Source organism: Amycolatopsis albispora (genome assembly GCF_003312875.1).
Classification (GTDB): Bacteria; Actinomycetota; Actinomycetes; order Mycobacteriales; family Pseudonocardiaceae; genus Amycolatopsis; species Amycolatopsis albispora.
In genome coordinates this window covers 3,912,516-3,932,997 of record NZ_CP015163.1, presented here as the reverse complement: position 1 = coordinate 3,932,997, position 20,482 = coordinate 3,912,516, and the positions used below count along the sequence as shown (strand labels likewise).

20 protein-coding genes and 1 tRNA gene are annotated in these 20,482 nt (G+C 70.1%); 9 read left to right on the top strand and 12 right to left on the bottom strand.

The window, feature by feature from the left end; genetic code table 11:
• Window positions 1–19: 19 nt before the first annotated feature.
• The 5 genes from A4R43_RS18245 to A4R43_RS18225 all read right to left on the bottom strand — a co-directional run bounded on the left by A4R43_RS18245 (window position 20) and on the right by A4R43_RS18225 (window position 4,532).
• Entirely contained in the window at window positions 20–1,003 is a 984-nt protein-coding gene (locus tag A4R43_RS18245; RefSeq protein WP_113693431.1) for a beta-ketoacyl-ACP synthase III, read from the bottom strand.
• Window positions 1,000–1,923, bottom strand: coding sequence for an ACP S-malonyltransferase (locus tag A4R43_RS18240; RefSeq protein ID WP_113693430.1), 924 nt, complete (start codon window positions 1,921–1,923; stop codon window positions 1,000–1,002). The genes A4R43_RS18245 and A4R43_RS18240 overlap by 4 nt, the downstream gene beginning before the upstream one ends.
• A gap of 176 nt (window positions 1,924–2,099) precedes the next feature.
• On the bottom strand, window positions 2,100–3,314 hold the full coding sequence (locus A4R43_RS18235; RefSeq protein ID WP_113693429.1) for a PucR family transcriptional regulator: 1,215 nt from the start codon (window positions 3,312–3,314) through the stop codon (window positions 2,100–2,102).
• Between the two features lie 17 nt (window positions 3,315–3,331).
• On the bottom strand, window positions 3,332–3,595 hold the full coding sequence (locus A4R43_RS18230) for a type II toxin-antitoxin system antitoxin (RefSeq protein WP_236809104.1): 264 nt from the start codon (window positions 3,593–3,595) through the stop codon (window positions 3,332–3,334).
• 4 nt (window positions 3,596–3,599) lie between these two features.
• The gene (locus tag A4R43_RS18225; RefSeq protein ID WP_113693428.1) at window positions 3,600–4,532 is read right to left on the bottom strand and encodes an SPFH domain-containing protein; all 933 of its coding nucleotides are present in this window, start codon (window positions 4,530–4,532) and stop codon (window positions 3,600–3,602) included.
• A 92-nt stretch (window positions 4,533–4,624) separates the two neighbouring features.
• Between A4R43_RS18225 and A4R43_RS42800 the strand changes: the two genes are divergently transcribed.
• The 3 genes from A4R43_RS42800 (at window position 4,625) to A4R43_RS18215 (ending at window position 6,728) form a co-directional block, all read left to right on the top strand.
• A complete protein-coding gene (locus tag A4R43_RS42800) occupies window positions 4,625–4,795 on the top strand; it encodes a hypothetical protein (protein ID WP_162788509.1) in 171 nt (56 codons plus the stop codon).
• Window positions 4,796–5,094: 299 nt separating this feature from the next.
• Entirely contained in the window at window positions 5,095–5,886 is a 792-nt protein-coding gene (locus tag A4R43_RS18220; RefSeq protein ID WP_113693427.1) for a mechanosensitive ion channel family protein, read from the top strand.
• A gap of 206 nt (window positions 5,887–6,092) precedes the next feature.
• Entirely contained in the window at window positions 6,093–6,728 is a 636-nt protein-coding gene (locus tag A4R43_RS18215) for a nicotinamide mononucleotide transporter family protein (RefSeq protein WP_113693426.1), read from the top strand.
• On the opposite strand, the gene A4R43_RS18210 is transcribed toward A4R43_RS18215, so the two are convergent.
• From A4R43_RS18210 to aceE, 3 genes are all read right to left on the bottom strand, one after another.
• On the bottom strand, window positions 6,709–8,319 hold the full coding sequence (locus A4R43_RS18210) for an L-lactate permease (protein WP_113693425.1): 1,611 nt from the start codon (window positions 8,317–8,319) through the stop codon (window positions 6,709–6,711). The two genes, A4R43_RS18215 and A4R43_RS18210, sit on opposite strands and share 20 nt — an antisense overlap.
• Before the next feature lie 146 nt (window positions 8,320–8,465).
• Window positions 8,466–9,677, bottom strand: coding sequence for an alpha-hydroxy acid oxidase (locus tag A4R43_RS18205; protein WP_113693424.1), 1,212 nt, complete (start codon window positions 9,675–9,677; stop codon window positions 8,466–8,468).
• 78 nt (window positions 9,678–9,755) lie between these two features.
• Entirely contained in the window at window positions 9,756–12,566 is a 2,811-nt protein-coding gene (gene aceE, locus A4R43_RS18200; protein ID WP_113693423.1) for a pyruvate dehydrogenase (acetyl-transferring), homodimeric type, read from the bottom strand.
• A gap of 393 nt (window positions 12,567–12,959) precedes the next feature.
• On the opposite strand from aceE, the gene A4R43_RS18195 reads away from it, so the two are divergent.
• The 4 genes from A4R43_RS18195 (at window position 12,960) to A4R43_RS18180 (ending at window position 15,318) form a co-directional block, all read left to right on the top strand.
• Window positions 12,960–13,376 carry a DUF3052 domain-containing protein gene (locus A4R43_RS18195; protein ID WP_113693422.1) on the top strand — a complete coding sequence of 139 codons (417 nt, stop codon included), beginning with the start codon at window positions 12,960–12,962 and terminating at the stop codon, window positions 13,374–13,376.
• A gap of 79 nt (window positions 13,377–13,455) precedes the next feature.
• A complete protein-coding gene (locus tag A4R43_RS18190) occupies window positions 13,456–13,917 on the top strand; it encodes a peroxiredoxin (protein ID WP_113693421.1) in 462 nt (153 codons plus the stop codon).
• A gap of 47 nt (window positions 13,918–13,964) precedes the next feature.
• Window positions 13,965–14,036 (top strand) — tRNA-Val (locus A4R43_RS18185).
• Between the two features lie 196 nt (window positions 14,037–14,232).
• Window positions 14,233–15,318: an IS630 family transposase gene (locus A4R43_RS18180; protein ID WP_113692788.1), complete on the top strand. Its 1,086-nt coding sequence runs from the start codon at window positions 14,233–14,235 to the stop codon at window positions 15,316–15,318.
• On the opposite strand, the gene A4R43_RS18175 is transcribed toward A4R43_RS18180, so the two are convergent.
• Window positions 15,315–16,112 carry an NmrA family NAD(P)-binding protein gene (locus A4R43_RS18175; protein WP_113693420.1) on the bottom strand — a complete coding sequence of 266 codons (798 nt, stop codon included), beginning with the start codon at window positions 16,110–16,112 and terminating at the stop codon, window positions 15,315–15,317. The genes A4R43_RS18180 and A4R43_RS18175 overlap by 4 nt on opposite strands.
• Window positions 16,113–16,220: 108 nt before the next feature.
• Here A4R43_RS18175 and A4R43_RS18170 point away from each other — a divergent pair, with 108 nt between their 5' ends.
• Both A4R43_RS18170 and A4R43_RS18165 read left to right on the top strand, forming a co-directional pair.
• Window positions 16,221–16,727, top strand: coding sequence for a MarR family transcriptional regulator (locus A4R43_RS18170; protein ID WP_113693419.1), 507 nt, complete (start codon window positions 16,221–16,223; stop codon window positions 16,725–16,727).
• Window positions 16,720–17,544: an EamA family transporter gene (locus A4R43_RS18165; protein WP_113693418.1), complete on the top strand. Its 825-nt coding sequence runs from the start codon at window positions 16,720–16,722 to the stop codon at window positions 17,542–17,544. The genes A4R43_RS18170 and A4R43_RS18165 overlap by 8 nt, the downstream gene beginning before the upstream one ends.
• Here the strand turns inward: A4R43_RS18165 and A4R43_RS18160 are convergent.
• The 3 genes from A4R43_RS18160 to A4R43_RS18150 are packed head-to-tail and all read right to left on the bottom strand — an operon-like array spanning window position 17,531 to window position 20,404.
• Window positions 17,531–18,013, bottom strand: a complete 483-nt coding sequence (locus A4R43_RS18160; protein WP_205215368.1) for a SixA phosphatase family protein — start codon at window positions 18,011–18,013, stop codon at window positions 17,531–17,533. The genes A4R43_RS18165 and A4R43_RS18160 overlap by 14 nt on opposite strands.
• Before the next feature lie 10 nt (window positions 18,014–18,023).
• Window positions 18,024–18,857, bottom strand: coding sequence for an alpha/beta fold hydrolase (locus A4R43_RS18155; protein ID WP_113693417.1), 834 nt, complete (start codon window positions 18,855–18,857; stop codon window positions 18,024–18,026).
• Window positions 18,858–18,868: 11 nt separating this feature from the next.
• Window positions 18,869–20,404, bottom strand: coding sequence for an MDR family MFS transporter (locus A4R43_RS18150; RefSeq protein WP_113693416.1), 1,536 nt, complete (start codon window positions 20,402–20,404; stop codon window positions 18,869–18,871).
• Between the last annotated feature and the right edge of the window lie 78 nt (window positions 20,405–20,482).

Below are 20,482 nucleotides of genomic sequence, written 5' to 3'. Positions count from 1 at the left end.
ACGACCGGAATGCTGGGGGTTACGGGCAGATGACAACCTGGCCGGCGTACGAAAGCCCGGCCCCGAACCCGACCATGAGTACCACGTCACCGCTTTTCACCGTGCCCGCGGTGCGCATGTGGTCCAGCGCGAGCGGGATCGAGGCGGACGAGGTGTTGCCGCTGTAGCGGATGTCGTCGGCGACCACCATGTCCTCGCGGGCGCCCTTGGCCCGCAGCTTCTTCGCGATCGCCTCGACGATGCGCAGGTTGGCCTGGTGCGGGATCAGCACGTCCACATCGGACGGTTCGAGCCCGGCCAGTTCCAGCGCGCGCAGGGCGATCGGCGCGATCTGGGTGGTCGCCCAGCGGAAGACCGACTGGCCCTCCTGGTAGATGTACTTGTCGTCGCGCATGTAGATGGTGTGCACCAGGTCACCGGCGCTGCCCCAGGCCACCGGCCCGATGCCGGGCTCGTCGGCCGGGCCGACCACCGCGGCGCCCGCGCCGTCGGCGAAGATGATCGCGTTCGCGCGGTCGGTCGGGTCGACCGAGTCGGTCAGCTTCTCCGCGCCGATCACCAGCGCGTACTTCGACGAACCCGCGCGGACCAGGTCGGAGGCCACGCCCAGGCCGTAGCAGAACCCGGCGCAGGCCGCGTTCAGGTCGAAGGCACCGGCCGCCGAGGCCCCGATCCGCTCGGCCACCTGGGCGGCCGCGTTCGGGATCAGCGTCGGCATGGTGCAGTTCGGCAGGATCAGCGTGTCCACATCGGACGGGTTCAGCCCGGAGTCGGCCACCGCGCGGGAACCGGCGGCGACCGCCATGTCCACCAGCAGCTCGTCCTTCTCGGCGAACCGGCGCTCGATGATGCCGACGCGGTCGCGGATCCACTGGTCACTGGTGTCCATCAGCTGGGACAGGTCGTCGTTGGTGACGACCTTCTCCGGCTGGAAGCTGCCCACGCCGAGAATGCGGGTGGCGCTGGGGCCTTGCGATTGACGCAGCGCGGGGCGCTGGCTCATTCGGTGTCCTCCTGCTCGCTCAACTTCGCCACGTCGGCGGGCGTCTTGAGCGCGATGGGGCTGGTCACGGTGCCCTTGAGCTGGCGCTTGACCAGGCCGGTCAGGGTGCCGGCCGGCGGGAGCTCCACGGTCCGGGTGACGCCGAGCGAGACCAGGCCGTCCATCGTCAGGTCCCAGCGCACCGGGCTGGTGACCTGGGTGACCAGGCGCTCCAGGTACTCGGCGCCGCTGGTCACCACCGCGCCGTCCGCGTTGGACAGCAGCGGGCGGACCGGGTCGGCGGTGGTGATCTCACCGGCGTGCTCGCGCACCGCGGCCTCGGCCGAGGCCATGTACTTGGTGTGGAAGGCGCCCGCGACCTTGAGCGCGCGCACCTTCGTGCCCGCCAGCGGCTCGGCGACGATCTTCTGGATCGCGTCCGCGGCGCCGGAGGCCACGATCTGGCCGGCGCCGTTCCGGTTGGCTGGGGTCAGTCCGTGCTCGGTGAGCCAGGCCACCACGGCCTCGGGCTCGCCCAGCATGACCGCGGCCATGCTGGTGGGTTCGGCCTCGCAGGCCTTCGCCATCTCCGCGCCGCGCACGGCGGCCAGCGCGACCGCGTCGCTCGCGGTGAAGACCCCGGCGATGGCGGCGGCGGCCAGCTCGCCGACCGAGTGCCCGGCCACCGGGGCGTCGGCCGGCACCAGGCCCTGTGCCTCGAGCTGCTCGAAGGCCAGCAGCGACAGCGCCACGATCAGCGGCTGGGCGATGGCGGTGTCCTGGATCTCGTCCGCGTCCGCCTCGGTGCCGAGCCGGACCAGGTCCAGCCCGGTGCGGTCGGACCAGGACACGAGGCGCTCGCGCGCTCCGTCGAACTCGAGCCATGGCGTGCACATGCCGGGGGCCTGGGAGCCCTGTCCGGGGGCGAGGAGGGCGGTCATCACCTCTCTAGGGAACACGCTAGGCCCCGTTCCCTATCATGCCGCCGCTCACCAAGTCGTCTCGCCGGATTTGTAGACACCCTACAAGTGTGACGGGGTCATGAACCTCTGGTACCCAAATGTCTTGTCGGGTTTGCGCAGAATTTTGGTGAGCTGGGTCACTGGCGCGCGGGGGTTCACCAGATCCCGCGGGCCCTGGCCAGCCTGCCGACGGTCAGCGCGATCCGCAGGACCAGCGCGTCCCGCGGATCGGCGGCGTGGCGGCCGGTCAGCTCGGCGGCCCGGCGCAGCCGGTACCGCACGGTGTTGGGGTGCACGAACAGCGTCCGCGCGCAGATCTCCAGCACACCACCGCTTTCCAGATAGGTTTCCACCGTCTGGAGCAGGGAGGTGCCCGCTTCCTCCAGCGGCCGCGCGATTTCCTCGATCAGCAGCCGTTCCGCCTCGGGATCGCCGGCCAGCGCGCGTTCCGGCAGCAGCTCCCACGACCTGGCCGGGCGGGGCGCGCCGGGCCAGCCGACCACCGCGCGCAGGCCGGACAGCGCTTCGGCGGCGCTGGTGTGCGCCTCGGCCAGCCTCGGCACGGTCGGCCCGGCGACCACCGGGCCGTCGGCGAAGGCGGTGGCCAGTTTGGTCAGCACCTCGCGGTCCTTCGGGCCGCCCTCGGTCGGCCCGGCCACCACCACGACCAGCCGGGAGCCCTGCACGCTGAGCAGCACCGGGCGGCCGATCCTGGCCGCGCGGCTGCGCACGTCGAACACCACCGCGGGCGGGTCGTCCGAGGCCGGGGTGCCGACCAGCACGGTGGCCTCGGCGGCCTGGTCCCAGCCGAGCGCCGAAGCACGTGAGAGCACCGACTCCTCGGCGTCACCACGCACGATGCCGTCGACCACCAGTGCTTCCAGCCGCGCGTCCCACGCACCGCGTGCCTCAGCCGCGGCGGCGTAGGAGTTGGCCGCGGCGAAGGCGATCTCCCTGCCGTAGCGGAGGATCGCCTCGGTCAGCGCCGCGCGCTCGCTGTCGTCGGCGGCGAACTCGGGCAGCTGCTCCTCGAACACCTCGATCGCCAGCCGCACCAGCCCGACCGCCTGCCGCAGGCTCAGCCAGCGCGACAGCTCGGCGGGTGCGCCGCGGAAGGCGTCGGTGGTGAACTTCAGCGCCTCCTGCGAATCCCGCAGCCAGCCGACAAAACCGGCCACCCCGGACTGGGTGATCAGCAGCACGCTGGCCCGCTGGTCGGCCGACATCCGGCCGAACCAGGGCAGCCGTTCCTCCATCGCGGCCACGCTGGCCGCGGCGAGCCTGCCGGACGCGCGCTCGAGCCGGCGCAGCGTCTTCGCGGACAGGCCGTGGCGCTTCTCGACCTGGCGGCGGGGGGTGGGTGCGGTCATGGTGCCCTGATCGTAGTTCAGGAGGTTTCCGCATCGTCCGAATTGGACACCGGGGCCTCGTCGGAGACCGGGGCCTCGGTCGCCTCGGCCTTGCGCGGGCGGCCCCGCGGGCGCATCCGGCCCGCGTTCCCCGGCAGCCGCCCGGCGTCGGCCAGCGCCTTCCGGAGCAGGAACTCGATCTGCGCGTTGGTGCTGCGCAGCTCGTCCCCCGCCCAGCGCGCGATGGCGTCGTGCACGGCGGGGTCGAGCCGGAGCAGGACCTTCTTGCGCTCGGTCACCACGGCCCTACTGGTAGAGGGTCCCGGCGTTGACCACCGGCTGGGTGTCGCGGTCGCCGACCAGCACCACCAGCAGATTGCTCACCATCGCCGCCTTGCGTTCCTCGTCCAGTTCCACCACGTCGTGCGCGGCGAGCCGGTCGAGCGCCATCTCGACCATGCCGACCGCGCCCTCCACGATGCGCTGCCTGGCCGCCACCACCGCGCCCGCCTGCTGCCGCCGCAGCATGGCCTGCGCGATCTCCGGCGCGTAGGCCAGGTGCGTGATCCGCGATTCGATCACGTTCACCCCGGCCGATGCCACCCGGGCGCCGATCTCCGCGGAAAGCTTCTCGGTGATCTCCTCGGCGTTGTCCCGCAGGGAAAGCGTGGCCTCGCCGTGGGTGTCGTACGGGTAGTTGTTGGCGATGTGCCGGATCGCGGTCTCGGTCTGGATCGCGACGAACTCGACGAAGTCGTCCACCTCGAACATGGCCTGCGCGGTGTCGGCGACCTGCCACACCACCACGGCGGCGATCTCGATCGGGTTGCCGTCGGCGTCGTTGACCTTGGCCACCGCGGTCTCGTGGTTGCGAATCCGGGTGGACACGCGGTGCCGCTCGGTGAACGGGTTGACCCACTGGAGCCCGTCGGTGCGCAGGGTGCCGGTGTAGCGGCCGAGGAACTGGATCACCCGCGCCTCACCGGGGGCGACCGGGGTCAGGCCGAGCGCGAGCACCCCGCCGCCCAGCAGCAGGATCCCGCCGAGCACCAGCATCGCCACCCCGGCGCCGGTGCTGCCCTCGATGGCCTGCGGCAGGCCGAACCCGATCAGCGCCAGCCCGCCCAGCACGCCGGCCGCGGACACGCCGAACATCGTGTAGCCGTTCACCGCGCGCACCTCGCGCTCCCGCGTCTGCGGGGCGGGCATCTCCACCTGCTCCAGTACTTCGCTGGTCATCGTTGTCCTCCTGCGACCCCTCGGGGGCTTGTGCCCTCGGCCGTAGCCTAGCATAGTGATATCACTTTAATAGCTACCGCAGGGGTGGGGACATGGCGACGATCCGGTGGGCCGTGGTGGGCAACATGGTGGGGAACGCGGTGCTGGTCCTGCTCGTGCTCGGCGCGGTGACGGCGGTGAAGCTGATCCTCGCCGAGCCGGGCGGGCCGGGGCTGGTGCTGCGCGCGGTGACCGAACTGGCGCTGGCCGCGGCCCCGCGCTGAACCACGCTGACCGGCACCGCGTCGAACCACGCTGGCCGCTGCCGAAGGACGCTGCGTGGCCGCTGCCGGAGCGCTGGAAAGAAAAAGGTGAAAAATACTCGAGGCCGCTCGGCGCTTGCGATTTTCGCTGCGCCGAGCGGCCTCGTCTCCCCGGTCCCCACCGGTAGGTCAACTATGGCGCGAGATTTCCGCGCGCGCCACCGTTCTCACCCGATCGTGCGCCTGCCGAGTTGCCGCCCGCCGAACGGTGCTCAAGGCTTGCCGAAAGCGGAGTTTCGCGTGCGAGCGAGGAGGACACTATGGGTGAACAGCTCAAAGACGGGCTGGGTCAGGCGTGGAACCTGGTGGCCACGTTCGTCCCGAAATTGATCGGTTTCCTGATCATCCTGCTGATCGGCTGGCTGATCGCCAAAGCTGTCTCGAAAGCGCTCAGCCTGGTGCTGAGCAAGCTCGGATTCGCCAAACTCATCGAGAAAACCGGGCTTTCCGGGATGCTCAAACAATCCAATGTCGACGCCATCGGCATCATCGCGAAGCTGGTGTACTACTTCATTCTGCTGATCGCGCTGCAGCTGGCGTTCGGCGTGTTCGGTGCGTCCAACCCGGTGAGCCAGCTGCTCAACGACGTGATCGCGTTCCTGCCGCGGATCGTGGTGGCGATCGTGCTGCTGATCGTGGCCGCGGCGATCGGCAAGGTGGTGCGCGACCTGATCACCGGCGCGCTGGCCGGCCGCCAGGCCAGCGGGCTGATCGGCAACATCGCCTACTACCTGATCCTGGCCTTCGGTGTGATCGCCGCGCTGAACCAGATCAACATCGCCACCACGGTGACCACGCCGGTGCTGGTGACCGTGCTGGCCACCATCGGCGGGGTGATCGTGGTCGGCTTCGGCGGTGGCCTGATCAAGCCGTCGCAGGAGCGGTGGGAAGGCTGGCTGAACAACCTGCAGGGCCAGCTCGGCAGCGGCAGCGCCGGCAGCGGCAACGGCCCGAGCGGCACGCACGCCCGCACCGGCCGGGTCGGCACGCGGCCCACCGCCGCCGACGCCCCGACCCCGCCGGCCGGCATCACCCGCCCGCCGGAGAGCTGACCCACCAGCCGGGACCGGACCCGGCGCCCACACCAGGACACGAATGTGGCTTTCGGAGCGTTTTGCGCCCCGAAAGCCACATTCGTGTTCGGCGCGGGCCCGGAAGGTCTTCCATCCTGCGGGAAGTTTGTCTGCCGGGTCACAGTTCACTGGGGAATGCCGCGGGAAGGGAGCATGTTGGGGGCGGTGACGGGAAGGAGCACGGGGTGGACTTCTTGCTGAACCACGGGCTGACCGTTCTCGGCCAGTGGGTCTCCATCGCCGAACTGGTCGGTCAGCTGTGCGCGCTCGCGGTGGTGTTCCTCGCCCAGCGGCGGACGCTGTGGACCTGGCCGGTGCAGGTCGGCGCGACCGTGCTGCTGTTCTCCGTCTACCTCTCCGCGCACCTCGGCGGCCTGGCCAGCAGGCAGGTGGCGATCCTGGCGATCTCCGTGTACGGCTGGTGGGCGTGGACCCGCCGCCGCGACCCGGTCTACGGCGTGGTGGTGCGCAAGGGCAGCCCGGTCGAGCGGCTCGTGCTGCTCGGCGCGTTCGCCGCCGGTACCGCCGCGATGGCCGTGGTGCTCGACCTGCTCGACGCCTCGTGGGCGCCGTGGCCGGACGCCGCCATCTTCATCGGCACCCTGGTCGCCTTCGCCGCGCAGGGGCTCGGCCTGGTCGAGTTCTGGCTGGTGTGGCTGCTGGTCGACGCGATCGGCGTGCCGCTGCAGATCGCCTCCGGGCTGTGGTTCTCCGCGGCGGTCTACCTGGTCTTCGCGGTGCTGGTGGTGCACGGCTGGTGGAGCTGGAACCGCACCGCCAAGCAGGTGCTCGCCGACCGGGTCACGGCAGCATCCAGCTGAGGAAGCTCGCCTGGCCCGCCACGATCAGGCACATCACCAGCAGCAGCCCGATGCTCCACGGCAGCACCTTGCGCAGCAGGTTGCCCTCCTGACCGGTCAGCTGCGCCGCCGCGCAGGCGATGGTCAGGTTCTGCGGGGAGATCATCTTGCCCAGCACCCCGCCCGAGCTGTTCGCCGAGGCCAGCAGGTCGGGGGAGAAGCCGGCCTGGTTCGCCGCGGTCACCTGCAACGCGCCGAACAGGGCGTTCGCCGAGGTGTCCGAACCCGAGACGGCCACGCCGAACCAGCCGAGAATGGGGGAGAGGAAGGCCAGTGCGCCGCCCGCCCCGGCGATCAGGTTGCCGATGGTGGTGGTCTGCCCGGACAGGTTCATCACGTACGCCAGCGCGAGCACGCTGGTCACGGTCAGGATGGCGAACCGCAGTTCGTGCACGGTCGCGCCCCATTCGCGGGCGGTGTCGGCGAGCTTCACCTTGAGCACCACCGCGGTGACGATGCCCGCGAGCAGCACCAGCGTGCCGCCGGTGCTCAGCAGCGGCAGGCTGAAGGTGTTGCCGGAGACAGGTTTCCCGTTCGCCGCGGCCACGTCCAGGAACGGCCAGTCGAACTTCCAGGTGGCCGAGTCGAGCAGCTTCTTCACCGGCGGCAGCTGCCCGATCGAGAAGATCAGGATGATCAGCAGGTAGGGCGCGTACGCCTTGACCACGTCACCGCGGTTGTCCTCGCCGTCGAAGGATTCCGTGGCCGAGCCGGTGAGCACGGACGCCTTCACCTCGGCCCGCGCGGGACGGCGCGCCGACGGCACGAGCATCACCGCGGCCACCCCGGCGAGCGCGGCACCGATGTCGGCCAGCTGCGCGGAGACGTAGTTCGACGCCAGGAACTGCACGAACCCGAACGCCAGCCCGCACGCCAGCGCCGGGGCCCAGGTCTCACGCAGGCCGCGCCTGCCGTCCACGATCAGCACCAGCAGCAGCGGCACCACCACCGCGAGCAGCGGGGTCTGGCGCCCGACGATGGACGACACGCTCTCCAGCGGCAGGCCGGTGACCTGCGCCAGCGTGACCACCGGTGTGCCCATCGCGCCGAACGCGACCGGCGCGGTGTTCGCCACCAGCGCCACGATCGCCGCCTTCACCGGCGCGAAGCCGAGCGCCACCAGCATCACCGTGGAGATGGCCACCGGCGCGCCGAACCCGGCCAGCGCCTCCATCAGGCCGCCGAAGCAGAAGGCGATGATCAGCGCCTGGATGCGCGGGTCGTCGGAGATCCGGCCGAACGAGCGGCGCAGCACGTCGAAGTGGCCGGTCCGCACGGTCAGCCGGTAGATCCACAGCGCGTTGACCACGATCCACATGATCGGGAAGAGGCCGAAGGCCGCGCCCTGCACCGCGCCGGAGATGGTCTGGCCGACCGGCATGCCGAACACGATGACCGCGACCAGCGCGGCCACCGCGAGGCCGAGCAGCCCGGCCACATGGGCCTTGAGCCGGACAGCGCCGAGCAGCACCAGCACGGTCGCCAGCGGGAGCGCCGCGACGAGGGCGGACAGGCCGAGTGAACCGAGCGGGGCGAGTTCCTGGACGAACACCTCGGACCTCTTTCCACGGATTCGGCATTGATTCCGCATCGCGAAAGCAAGCTTTCGCCAACTGGCCCGAGATCTTGGTCACTTGTTCGCGCCCGCGTCAACCCCCGCGTTCCACCGGGCGGACCGCGGTGTCACGGCGGCCGGGATCAGCGGATGCGGGCGTGCGACTTCGTCAGCTCACCGAGGTTCCGCACGCCCAGCAGGCGCATCGTCCGCACGATCTCCGTCCGCAGGATCTCCAGCGCCCGCTGCACGCCGCGTTCCCCGCCCGCCATCAGCCCGTACAGGTAGGCGCGCCCCACCAGGCAGGCGTCCGCGCCGTTCGCGATCGCGGCGATGATGTCCGCGCCGGAGAGAATGCCGCCGTCCAGCCACACCTCACCCCGGCCCTCGACCGCGTCGAGCACCTCGGGCAGCAGCTCGATCGGCGTCGGCGCGCGGTCGAGCTGGCGGCCGCCGTGGTTGGACACGATCACCGCGTCCGCCCCGAGCTTGACCACCTCACGTGCGTCCGCCGGATTCTGGATGCCCTTGACCACCAGCTTCCCCGGCCACAGCTCCCGCAGCCAGGCCAGGTCGTCGAAGTTCAGCGCCGGGTCGAACAGGGTGTTCAGCAGTTCCGCGACGGTGCCGTTCCACGAGGTCAGCGACGCGAAGGTGAGCGGCTCGGTGGTCAGCAGGTTGAACCACCACGCCGGGTGCATCGCTCCGTCGGCGAAGGTCTTCAGGGTCAGCGCGGGCGGAATGGTCAGCCCGTTGCGCACGTCCCGCATGCGTGCCCCGCCGACCGGCACGTCCACGGTCAGCAGCAGCGTGTCGTAGCCGCAGTCGCCCGCGCGCTGCACCAGGTCCTTGCCGGCCTCGCGATCGCGCCAGACGTAGAGCTGGAACCACTTCCGCGCGTCCGGCGCCGCCTCGGCGACCGCCTCGATCGACGTGGTCCCCATGGTCGACAGCGCGTACGGGATGCCTGCCCGCTCGGCGACCCTGGCCACCGCGGGCTCGCCCTCGTGGTTCATCATCCGCGTGAACCCGGTGGGGGCGAAGGCGAACGGCAGCGCCGAGCGCCGGCCGAGGATCTCCTTCGAAGTGTCCACTTCGGACACGTCACGCAGCACGCGTGGCTGGAACTCCACCCGCCGGAACGCCTGGCGCGCGCGGAGCAGGCTGTCCTCCAGCTCGGCGGCGCCGTCGGTGTAGTCGAACACCGCGCGCGGGCTGCGCCTGCGCGCGATCGTGCGCAGATCGGCGATCGTGTGCGCGTTCGCCAGCCTGCGCTCGGTCGGGTTCAGCACCAACGGCTTGGGGCGCAGGATTTCGGCCAGTTCGGCGGGCCGGGGCAAACGACGCTTCGTCACGCGATCAACTCCCTCTTGAGCAAACAGGGCCCCGGCAGACATCAGATGTCTGCCGGGGCCCTTTTGTAGCACCTTCGGTCAGGCGTTCCCAGCGTCCGAGGTCTGCGGACCGGCCGCGGTCACGTCGTCGATGCGGTACTTGCGCGCCGCCTCGACCACCTTCGCCTGGTCCACCTTGCCCTGCCGGGACAACGCGGTCAGCGTGCCGACCACGATCGACTCGGCGTCGACCAGGAAGTGCCGCCGGGCCGCCGGCCGGGTGTCGGAGAACCCGAACCCGTCGGTGCCCAGGGTCAGCATGTCGGCAGGCACCCACGGGCGGATCAGGTCCGGCACCGAGCGCATCCAGTCCGAAACCGCCACCACCGGGCCCTCGGCGCCCTGCAGCGCCTCGGTGACGTAGGGCACCCGCGGCGAGCTGCCCGGGAACAGCAGGTTGTCCCGGTCGACCTCCACCGCTTCGCGGCGCAGCTCGGTCCACGACGTGGCCGACCACACCGCGGCCCGCACACCCCACTCCTCGGCGAGCATGCCCTGCGCCTTGAGCGCGTCGGGCATGGTCACGCCGGAGACCAGGATCTGCGCCTCCGGACCGTCGCCCGCCGGGGCGTCGGCGTACTTGTACAGGCCCTTGAGCAGCCCGTCCACGTCGAGGTTCTCCGGCTCGGCCGGCTGCTGGTACGGCTCGTTGTAGATGGTGATGTAGTAGAAGATGTTCTCGCCGTTGCCGTCCGGGCCGGTTTCGCCGTACATCCGGCGGAGCCCGTCCTTGACGATGTGCGCGATCTCGAACGAGTAGGCCGGGTCGTAGGTGACCACGGCCGGGTTCGTCGAGGCGAGCAGGATCGAGTGCCCGTCGGCGTGCTGCAGGCCCTCACCGGTCAGCGTGGTGCGACCGGCGGTGGCGCCGAGCACGAACCCGCGGGTCATCTGGTCGGCCGCCGCGTACAGCCCGTCGCCGGTCCGCTGGAACCCGAACATCGAGTAGAAGATGTAGATCGGGATCATCGGCTCGCCGTGCGTGGCGTACGAGGTGCCCACCGCGGTGAACGAGGCCGTCGAGCCCGCCTCGTTGATGCCCTCGTGCAGCAGCTGACCCTGCTCGGACTCCTTGTACGCCAGCATCAGCTTGGCGTCCACCGAGGTGTAGGTCTGCCCGTGCGGGTTGTAGATCTTGGCCGTCGGGAACATCGAGTCGAGGCCGAAGGTGCGGGCCTCGTCCGGGATGATCGGCACGATCCGCTTGCCGATCTCGGCGTCCTTGGCCAGCTCGCGGATCAGCCGGACGATGGCCATCGTGGTGGCCACCTCCTGCTTGCCGGAGCCCTTGCGGATGCCGTCGTAGACCTTGTCGCCGGGCAGCACCAGCGCCTTCGCCCTGGCCCCGCGGCGCTCCGGCAGGAAGCCGCCGAGCGTGCGCCGCCTGCTGAGCAGGTACTCGATCTCCGGCGAGTCCTCGCCGGGGTGGTAGTACGGCGGCAGCTTCGGGTCGCGCTCGAGCTGCTCGTCGCTGATCGGGATGCGCTGCGAGTCCCGGAAGAGCTTGAGGTCGTCCAGGGTGAGCTTCTTCATCTGGTGCGTGGCGTTGCGGCCCTCGAACGCCGGGCCGAGGCCGTAGCCCTTGATGGTGTGCGCCAGGATCACCGTCGGCTGGCCGTGGTGCTCCAGCGCCGCCTTGTACGCCGCGTAGACCTTGCGGTAGTCGTGCCCGCCGCGCTTGAGGTTCCAGATGTCGGCGTCGGACAGGTCCTTGACCAGCTCCTTCGTCCGCGGGTCACGGCCGAAGAAGTGCTCGCGGACGAACGCGCCGTCGTTGGCCTTGTAGGTCTGGAAGTCACCGTCCGGCGTGGTGTTCATCAGGTTGATCAGCGCGCCGTCGCGGTCGCCGTGCAGCAGCGAGTCCCACTCGCGGCCCCAGATGACCTTGATCACGTTCCAGCCGGCGCCGCGGAAGTACGACTCCAGCTCCTGGATGATCTTGCCGTTCCCGCGGACCGGGCCGTCCAGCCGCTGCAGGTTGCAGTTGATCACGAAGGTCAGGTTGTCCAGGCCCTCGCCGGCGGCCACGTGGATCAGCCCGCGCGACTCCGGCTCGTCCATCTCGCCGTCGCCGAGGAACGCCCAGACGTGCTGGTCACTGGTGTCCTTGATGCCGCGGTCGCGCAGGTACCGGTTGAACCGGGCCTGGTAGATCGCGTTCATCGGGCCCAGCCCCATGGAGACCGTCGGGTACTCCCAGAAGTCCTGCATCAGCCGCGGGTGCGGGTACGACGGCAGGCCACCGCCCTCACCCGCGTGCGAGAACTCCTGGCGGAAGCCGTCGAGCTGCTGCTCGGTCAGCCTGCCCTCGAGGAACGCGCGGGCGTATATGCCCGGCGACGCGTGCCCCTGGATGTAGATCTGGTCGCCGCCGCCGGAGTGGTCCTTGCCGCGGAAGAAGTGGTTGAAGCCCACTTCGTAGAGCGCCGCGGAGGAGGCGTAGGTGGAGATGTGCCCGCCGACGCTCACCCCCGGCCGCTGCGCGCGGTGCACCATGATCGCCGCGTTCCACCGGATGTAGGCCCGGTACCGGCGCTCGAGTTCCTCGTCGCCGGGGAACCACGGCTCGTTCTCCGTGGGGATGGTGTTGACGTAGTCCGTGGCCGTCAGCGGGGGAACGCCGATGTTGCGTTCACGAGCGCGCTCGAGCACCCGGAGCATCAGGTACCTGGCGCGCTGCTGGCCGCCCCTGGCCAGTGCCGCGTCGAAGGAGTCCAGCCATTCGGCGGTCTCCTCCGGGTCGATGTCGGGCAGGTGCGCGGCCAGACCGTCACGAATGACGCGGACCCGCGCCGGGGCCTCCTGACCGGAGGCGTTGCCGCTCCCGGCCTCGTTGCTTGGGGGGGCCAAGGGTTCTCCTCGCCGTACTTGTTCCGCTGTTGCCTAGTCCATGGCCGGCGCGTTGTGGTTCCGCCGCATGTGCCATCGTCGTCGCTCACGCTGCTCGCGTCACCGCTACTGGGCGGTAACGTCCGCGGACCCGTTTCCGGCGCCTCCGGCCTGCGGGTGTATCGCGCGCGCGACTGTTACCCACCCTAGGGCAGCCCGGTCGCGGCCGTGCGGGCGCGGCGCCCTACGGTGGCCCGGAACGGCCCTTCGGGGGCCGTACGCTGGGGCACGAGTTGAGCGATGATCCGGTGTGGACGGTTGCGCGGACAGCCTCGCCAGTGTTCGCTAACCCCATTCATGTCGGACGTGCGGCCGGAACCGGCCGGACGAGAAGCTAGCTGGAGGAGTTGAGTCGTGGTCGCCGCGGGAGACGCTGGGCAGAACAGCGTCGCCGAGAGGCTTGGGATCAAGCCGGACATGGTGGTCCAGGAGATCGGCTGGGACGAGGACGTCGACGACGACCTTCGTGCGGCGATCGAGGAGCAGATCGGCGGGGAGATCCTCGACGAGGACGCCCAGGAGGTCATCGATGTGGTGCTGCTGTGGTGGCGCGAGGACGACGGTGACCTCGGCGACACGTTGATCGAGGTCAGGCAGCCGTTGAGCGACGACGGGGTGATCTGGGTGCTGACGCCGAAGACCGGTCAGCCGGGTCACGTCGAGCCCAGCGAGGTCGCCGAGGTGGTGCCTGCGGTCGGGTTGTCGCAGACCTCCAACATCAGCGTCGGTCCCGGCTGGTCGGGTACCCGGCTGGTGCCGCGGTCCAAGTAACGCACACCGGCGTGGCCCGCGCCGTTCGCACGATAGGGTTGTCGCGGCACGTCCAGGTACACGTCGAGAGGGAGCTGGTATGGCGGTCGAGGTCGGTTCGAAGGCCCCGGACTTCACGCTCAACGACTACAACAAGCAGGCGGTGACGCTGTCGTCGTTCCAGGGTGAGAAGCCGGTGCTGCTGGTTTTCTACCCGTTCGCGTTCAGCGGGATCTGCCAGGGTGAGCTGTGCCAGCTGCGGGACGAGTTCGCCGATTACGACGGCAAGGGCGTGCAGGTGATCGGTGTGTCGGTGGACACGCCGTTCTCGCTCAAGGCGTGGGCCGAGCAGCAGGGCTACCAGTTCCCGCTGCTGTCGGACTTCTGGCCGCACGGTGAGGTCGCCAAGACCTACGGTGTGTTCAACGAGGCGGCCGGCCTGGCCAACCGCGGCACGTTCCTGATCGACACCACCGGCGTGGTGCGGTTCGCCGAGGTCAACCAGCCCGGCGAGGCGCGCGACCAGGCCGCGTGGAAGAAGGCCGTGGCGGAACTCGCCTGACACAGGCTTCCGGCGGCACCCCCGGCAGGCCGGGGGTGCCGCCGTCCGGGCGCATAGCTCAGCGGGAGAGCACTCGGTTTACACCCGAGCGGTCGCAGGTTCGAATCCTGCTGCGCCCACCGTGTTCGCGTGCCTGCGGCACGCTCCCGGTGTCCCGTCTCGTTGTGGGGGCCGAGCCCCCACGCCCCCACGGTGCGAGCTCCTCGCTTTGGCGGGTGCTGGGCGCGTGGGTGTGGACCAGCGTCGTCGGCCCACCGTGTTCGCGTGCCTCTAGTGTCCTGAGTCGTTAATTTTTGGTCACCGTAGTCTGGGTTGATGCCGAGTGCGAAGTTGGTGCCGCTGACCCTGACCGACGAGGAACGTCGCATCCTGGAAGGCTGGACGCGGCGGCGGACCACCGCTCAGGGACTGGCCATGCGAGCACGGATCGTGCTCACCTGCGCCGAAGGTGGTTCCAACACCGACATCGCCGAACGACTACGGCTCAACCGGAGCACGGTGGCGACCTGGCGGGCACGGTTCGTCCGTGACAGGCTCGACGGCCTGTCCGACGAACCGCGCCCCGGCCGACCGCGCACCATCACCGACGAGCAAGTCGAACACGTCGTGGTCACCACGCTGGAAACGAAGCCGGCCAACGCCACCCACTGGTCGACCCGAGCGCTGGCTGCGCAGACCGGAATGACACAGTCCGCGGTCTCGCGGATCTGGCGGGCCTTCGGCCTCAAACCGCACAAGATCGACACATTCAAGATCAGCAAGGATCCGTTGTTCGTGGACAAGGTCCGCGACGTCGTCGGCCTCTACCTCGATCCCCCCGCCAAAGCCGTGGTGCTGTGCGTGGACGAGAAGACCCAGATCCAAGCCCTGGACCGCTCCGCCCCGGTGCTGCCGATGCTGCCCGGCGTGCCCCAACGGCAAAGCTTCGACTACGTCCGCCACGGCACCACCAGCCTGTTCGCTGCTCTGGAGGTCGCCACCGGCCAGGTCATCAGCGCCGTCAAACGCCGCCACCGACAGCAGGAATTCCTCGCGTTCCTGCGCACCATCAACACCAACGTGCCCGCCGAGCTGGACGTTCACGTCATCCTGGACAACCTGTCCACCCACAAAACCCCAGCAGTGAAAACGTGGCTGCTCAAACACCCACGCTTCCACCTGCACTTCACCCCGACCAGCTCATCCTGGCTCAACCTGGTCGAACGCTTCTTCGCCGAGATCACCGTCAAACTGCTACGGCGAGGCGTCCACCGCTCGGTCACAGCCCTGGAAAAAGACATCCAAAACTGGATCAAACAGTGGAACACCAACCCCAAGCCCTACGTCTGGACCCGCACCGCAGACCAGATCCTCGAATCCCTCGCCGCCTACTGCCAACGAATTAACGACTCAGGACACTAGTTGAACGCGTCCACCCGGTCGATCGCCCATTGCCGGAACGACAACGGCGTCCGCCCCGTGATGCGTTCCACTTCCTGGTTCACCGGCTCCGGATCGGTCACCATCGCCGCCCAGGTTTCCAGTGCGCCCGACGCGAATTCCGGCGTCCACCCCATCTCGAGCAGTTTCTCCCGCGCCGCCTCGACCGGGAGTTCTTCGAAGCGCAACGGCCGCCCGAGCGCCTCGCCGATCAGCCGGACCTGCTCGGCCTGCGTGATCGACTCCGGCCCGGTGAAGTAGTACGCCTGCCCGGCGTGCCCGTCGTCGAGCAGGGCGCGCGCGGCCACCGCGGCGATGTCGTGCTCGTGGATCAGCGAGCGCCTGGCCTCGGCGAACGGCCAGCGCACCACGTCACCGGCGCGGATCTGGTCCGCCCAGATCCGGGTGTTCGCGGCGAACCCGGACGGCCGCAGGAAGGTCCACTCGGGCACCGCCTCCTCGATCGCCCGCTCCACCTCGGCGTGGAACGGCACGCCCTCCGCGGAGAGGTAGACCACCCGCTTCGCCAGCCGTGACACCACATCCGGCGCGAGCGTGGTGTCGAAACTCGGCCAGACCAGGAAAACGGCGTCGACGCCGGTGGTGTCGATGCTCGCCGGGTCGGACAGGTCGCCGATGACCTGCTCGACCCCGTCGGGCAGCGAAGCGGGCTTGCGCACCAGCGCGCGGACACGCACGCCCTCGGCGAGCAGCAGCGGCAGCAGCGCGCCGCCGACGTTCCCGGTGGCGCCGGTCACCAGCACGGTCTTCGACATGGGATTTTCCTTCCGTTGAACGAACTACCACCACGCTAAAAGTTGAATGAAGGTTTAAGTCAACGACGCCGGGTTGCGAGCCAGGTCACCATGACCTATGCATGAGTTATGAATAGATCACGCGTGGCGAACCTGCTCGGAGCCGGCGCGCTGGCGGTGGCCGAACGCGTCAGCGCGGAAGCGGCCCGCGCGGCCGGAGTGAGCGCGAGCGGGGCCGCCGCGCTGTCCACGCTGCTGGTCGAGCCGGGCATCGGCGTCACCGAGCTCGGCGCGCGCATCGGGCTCAGCCAGCCCGCCGCCGCCCGCATGCTCGACACGCTGCTCGCGGCCGGACTGGTGGAGCGGCACCACCCCGGCGGCCGCGGGGTGCGGCTGACGCTGACCGCGACCGGCCGGGCCGCCGCGGAGAAGCTGCTCGAAGCCCGCGGCCGGGTGCTGGCGGACCTGCTCGAACCGCTCACCGACGACCAGGTGCGCGCGCTCACGCCCGCGCTGGAAGCGCTGCTCGCGGGCCTGGTCGAAAACCGCCGATCCGAGTACGTGCTGTGCCGCCTGTGCGACCGCCAGGTGTGCGCGCGGTGCCCGGTCGGCGAGGAGTGCCGCGGATATGGGTGAACTGCTCGCGCTGACTTCGGCGCTCTGCTTCGGCATCACGCACTTCGCGAACGGCCTGCTGTCACGGGCGCGGCCGGGGATGACCGTCTCGCTGTACGCGCAGCTCGGCGGCACCGCGATCGCCGTTCCCGTAGCGGCTTTCGCGGGCGGAAGCGGCGCGGGACTCGGGTACGGCGTGCTGTCCGGGATCGGCACCGGCGTCGGCGTCGCGTTCTTGTACCGCGCGATCGGGCGTGGCGCGATGAGCGTGGTGGTGCCGATCAGCGACCTCGGCGCGGTGGCCATCCCGGTGCTCGCGGGTGTGGCGCTGCTCGGCGAACGGCTGACGCTGACCGCCACCGCGGGTGCGGTGTGCGCGCTCGTCGCGGTGTGGCTGGTTTCCCGTACCGGACCGGCGGAACGCGGGATCCCGCCGGGCTTTCTCGACGCGGTCATCGCGGGAATCGGCTTCGCCGTGCAGTTCCTGGCGATGGCGCGGGTCCCGGCGGACGCCGGGTTCTGGCCGATCGCGGCCAGCCGGATCAGCTCGGTCGTGGTGATCGCGGTCCTGCTGCTCGGCACGCGCCGGGCGCTGCGGATGCCGCCGCGGCCCGCCGTGTTCGCCGGTGCCGCCGGCGTGCTCGGCAGCGTCGCGCTCCTGCTCTACTGGTACGCCACGCAGCAGCAACTCGTCGCCACGGCGACCGTGCTGTCCGCGCTCTACCCGGCGATCCCGGTGGTGCTGGCCATGCTGTTCCTCGGCGAGCGCGTCAACCGGACGCAGACCGCTGGCCTGCTCGGCGCGGTCGCCGCGATCGTGCTGATCACGCTGGGCTGACCCCGCGCGGGGTGGTCACCGTGTCCAGCGCGGCCCAGCCGGGACCGGCTTCGGCCCATGGCAGGTCGCTGGTCAGCACCGCGACGGTCGAGGTCTTCATCTCCACGGTGACCCCGGTGAGCAGCCCGACCAGGTCCTCGAGCACCGGGTTGTGGCCGACGAGCAGCACCGTCTCGACCGCGGGCAGTTCGCGGAGCACCTCGACCACGGTCTCGGCCGGTTCGCCGTAGAGGCGTTCGTCGTGCCGGGTTTCCGGCTGCGCGGCGAGTTCGGTGCTGACCAGGTCGGCGGTGGTGCGGGCCCGGACCGCCGGCGAGCTGACCACCAGCTCGGGTGCCGGCCCGCGCTCCCGGATCCAGCGACCCGCGGCGGGTGCGTCCCGCAGGCCGCGTTCGGCGAGCGGTCGCTCGAAGTCCGCGATCCCGTCGGGCCAGGCCGATTTCGCGTGCCGCATGACGATGAGTCGCATACCCGCGACCCTAATGCGCCGAAAGGTGTTCCAGCAGAACGGCGGCGAGTGCTTCCGGCGCTTCTTCGGGCACCCAGTGCGAAACGTCCTCGAACATCTCGAACCGGTACGCCGCGCTCACCCAGTTCTCGGTGTCCAGCGCGGCCGTCGAGCCGAACGCCACGTCCTCGGTGCTCCACACGTAGAGCGTCGGCACGCTGATCTTGCCGATCTTCCCGCCGGGACGGCCCGCGCGGTACCAGTTCAGCGCGGCGGTCAGCGCGCCCGGTTCCGACAGCCGCTGGACGTACTCCTCGACGCGGCTCGGCGGCACCTTCCACTCGAACATCCGCCGCAGCGCCTCGGCGTTGTTGTCCAGCATCCGGCGCTCGGTCACCCTGGTCTGCCGCCACTCGGTCATGTACGCCGAGCGCAGGTGCTGGTCCTCGTCGGTTTTCATGGCGGCCGCCAGCGCGGCCGGGTGCGGGGTGGACACCGCGCTCAGCGTGCGCAGCCGGTCCGGGTGGGCGTCGGCCGTCCACCACGCGACGGCCGCGCCCCAGTCGTGTCCCACCAGGTCGAAGCGGTGCCAGCCCAGTGCACCCGCCATCGCCAGCACGTCGCCGACCAGTTCGTCGATCGAGTACTCGCTCGCCTGCTCCGGCCGCACGCCGGGGGAGTAGCCCCGCTGGTCCGGCGCCACCGCGCGGAACCCGGCGGCCCCGAGCGCGCCCACCTGGTGCTCCCAGGTGAGCGACGCTTCGGGAAAGCCGTGCAGCAGCAACACCGGACGCCCGTCCGGCGGCCCCGCCGCGATCGCGTCGAAGGAACCGGCAGGCGTCTCGATGCTGAGCTGTTCGGTCACAGCCGCCGACCTTAGTGCGCGACGGCGTCCTCGGCGGCGAGGCGCTCGGCGCCGCTCTGGGTCTTCAGCGGGATCTGCTTGATGAACACGGTGACCAGCACCGCGAGCACCGCGATCGGCGCGCCGATCAGGAAGATCTCGCTGGTGGCCGAGCCGTACGCCTCGCGGATCACGTTCGCGATCGGCTCGGGCAGGGTGGACAGGTCCGGCACCGCGCCGTGCCCGCCGCCCTCGCCGGCACCGGCACCGGCGGCCATCGGGCCGAGCCCCTCCGCGGTGAGCGTGGTCACCCGGTTCGCCAGCACCGCGCCCAGCGCGCTGACCCCGATCGACCCGCCGAGGCTGCGGAAGAACGACAGCGTCGAGGTGGCCGTGCCGAGTTCGTGCGCCGGCACGTCGTTCTGCGCCACCAGCACCAGGTTCTGCATCAGCATGCCGATCCCGGCACCCAGGACGAACATGTACACGCTGAGCAGCAGCACCGAGGTACCGGCGCCGATCGTGCCGAGCAGCAGCAGCCCGGCCACCATCAGCACCCCGCCGCCGAGCACGTACTGCCGCCACACGCCGGTCCGGCTGATCAGCTGCCCGGACACGGTCGACGAAATGAGCAGCCCGAAGATCATCGGCAGGCTCATCAGCCCGGCCTCGGTCGGCGTTTTGCCCAGCGACAGCTGGAAGTACTGCGACAGGAACACCGTGCCGGCGAACATCGCCATGCCGACCAGGAAGCTGGCCAGCGTGGTGAGCGTGACCGTGCGGTTGCGGAACAGGCTCAGCGGCACGATCGGCTCCGGCGCCTTCGACTCCACGTAGACCGCCGCCGCCAGGATCGCCAGGCCGCCGCCGACCATCGCCACCGTCCAGCCCGACCACCAGTCGAACTGGTTGCCCGCCAGCGAGGTCCACACCAGCAGCACCGACACGCCGGACATGATCAGCGCCGCGCCCAGGTAGTCGATCTTGACTTCCTTGCGCACGGTCGGCAGGTTCAGCGTGCGCTGCAGCAGCAGGATCGCCGCCAGCGCCAGCGGCACGCCGAGGAAGAAGCACCAGCGCCAGCCCAGCCACGAGGTGTCCACCATCACCCCGCCGATCAGCGGACCGGCCACCGTGCCCACGGCGAAGATCGCGCCGAAGATGCCCGAGTACTTGCCCAGCTCACGCGGGGAGACGATGAGCGCCAGGATGATCGGCGCCAGCGCGGTCAGGCCACCGGCCCCGATGCCCTGCGCGATCCGGCTCGCGATCAGCACCTCGATGTTGCCGGAGAACCCGGCGACCAGCGAGCCGACCACGAAGAGCGCGAGCGAGAGCTGGACGAGCAGCTTCTTGTTGTACAGGTCGGCGAGCTTGCCCCACAGCGGCACGGTGGCCGTCATGGCGAGCAGCTCGGTGGTGACCACCCAGGTGTAGGACGACTGGGAGCCACCGAGTTCGGAAACGATCTTCGGCAGCGCGTTGGCCACCACGGTCGACGCCAGGATGGCGACGAACATGCCCATCAGCAGGCCGGAGAACGCCTCCATCACCTGCTTTCTGCCCATGGAGCCGGACTCCACTGGCTCAGCGGTCACAGACACAAAACCCCCTTGGTTCGGTGCTTCGGCCGTCCCCGCGCGGGG

What these genes read in the sequence shown, in the direction of transcription:
- A4R43_RS18240 (WP_113693430.1), bottom strand. Translation starts at nt 1,923, where the DNA reads ATGACCGCCCTCCTCGCCCCCGGACAGGGCTCCCAGGCCCCCGGCATG.
- A4R43_RS18235 (WP_113693429.1), bottom strand. Translation starts at nt 3,314, where the DNA reads ATGACCGCACCCACCCCCCGCCGCCAGGTCGAGAAGCGCCACGGCCTG.
- A4R43_RS18175 (WP_113693420.1), bottom strand. Translation starts at nt 16,112, where the DNA reads ATGTCGAAGACCGTGCTGGTGACCGGCGCCACCGGGAACGTCGGCGGC.
- A4R43_RS18190 (WP_113693421.1), top strand. Translation starts at nt 13,456, where the DNA reads ATGGCGGTCGAGGTCGGTTCGAAGGCCCCGGACTTCACGCTCAACGAC.
- A4R43_RS18150 (WP_113693416.1), bottom strand. Translation starts at nt 20,404, where the DNA reads ATGGGCAGAAAGCAGGTGATGGAGGCGTTCTCCGGCCTGCTGATGGGC.
- A4R43_RS18225 (WP_113693428.1), bottom strand. Translation starts at nt 4,532, where the DNA reads ATGACCAGCGAAGTACTGGAGCAGGTGGAGATGCCCGCCCCGCAGACG.
- A4R43_RS18160 (WP_205215368.1), bottom strand. Translation starts at nt 18,013, where the DNA reads ATGCGACTCATCGTCATGCGGCACGCGAAATCGGCCTGGCCCGACGGG.
- A4R43_RS18170 (WP_113693419.1), top strand. Translation starts at nt 16,221, where the DNA reads ATGAATAGATCACGCGTGGCGAACCTGCTCGGAGCCGGCGCGCTGGCG.
- A4R43_RS18220 (WP_113693427.1), top strand. Translation starts at nt 5,095, where the DNA reads ATGGGTGAACAGCTCAAAGACGGGCTGGGTCAGGCGTGGAACCTGGTG.
- A4R43_RS42800 (WP_162788509.1), top strand. Translation starts at nt 4,625, where the DNA reads ATGGCGACGATCCGGTGGGCCGTGGTGGGCAACATGGTGGGGAACGCG.
- A4R43_RS18245 (WP_113693431.1), bottom strand. Translation starts at nt 1,003, where the DNA reads ATGAGCCAGCGCCCCGCGCTGCGTCAATCGCAAGGCCCCAGCGCCACC.
- A4R43_RS18180 (WP_113692788.1), top strand. Translation starts at nt 14,233, where the DNA reads ATGCCGAGTGCGAAGTTGGTGCCGCTGACCCTGACCGACGAGGAACGT.
- A4R43_RS18165 (WP_113693418.1), top strand. Translation starts at nt 16,720, where the DNA reads ATGGGTGAACTGCTCGCGCTGACTTCGGCGCTCTGCTTCGGCATCACG.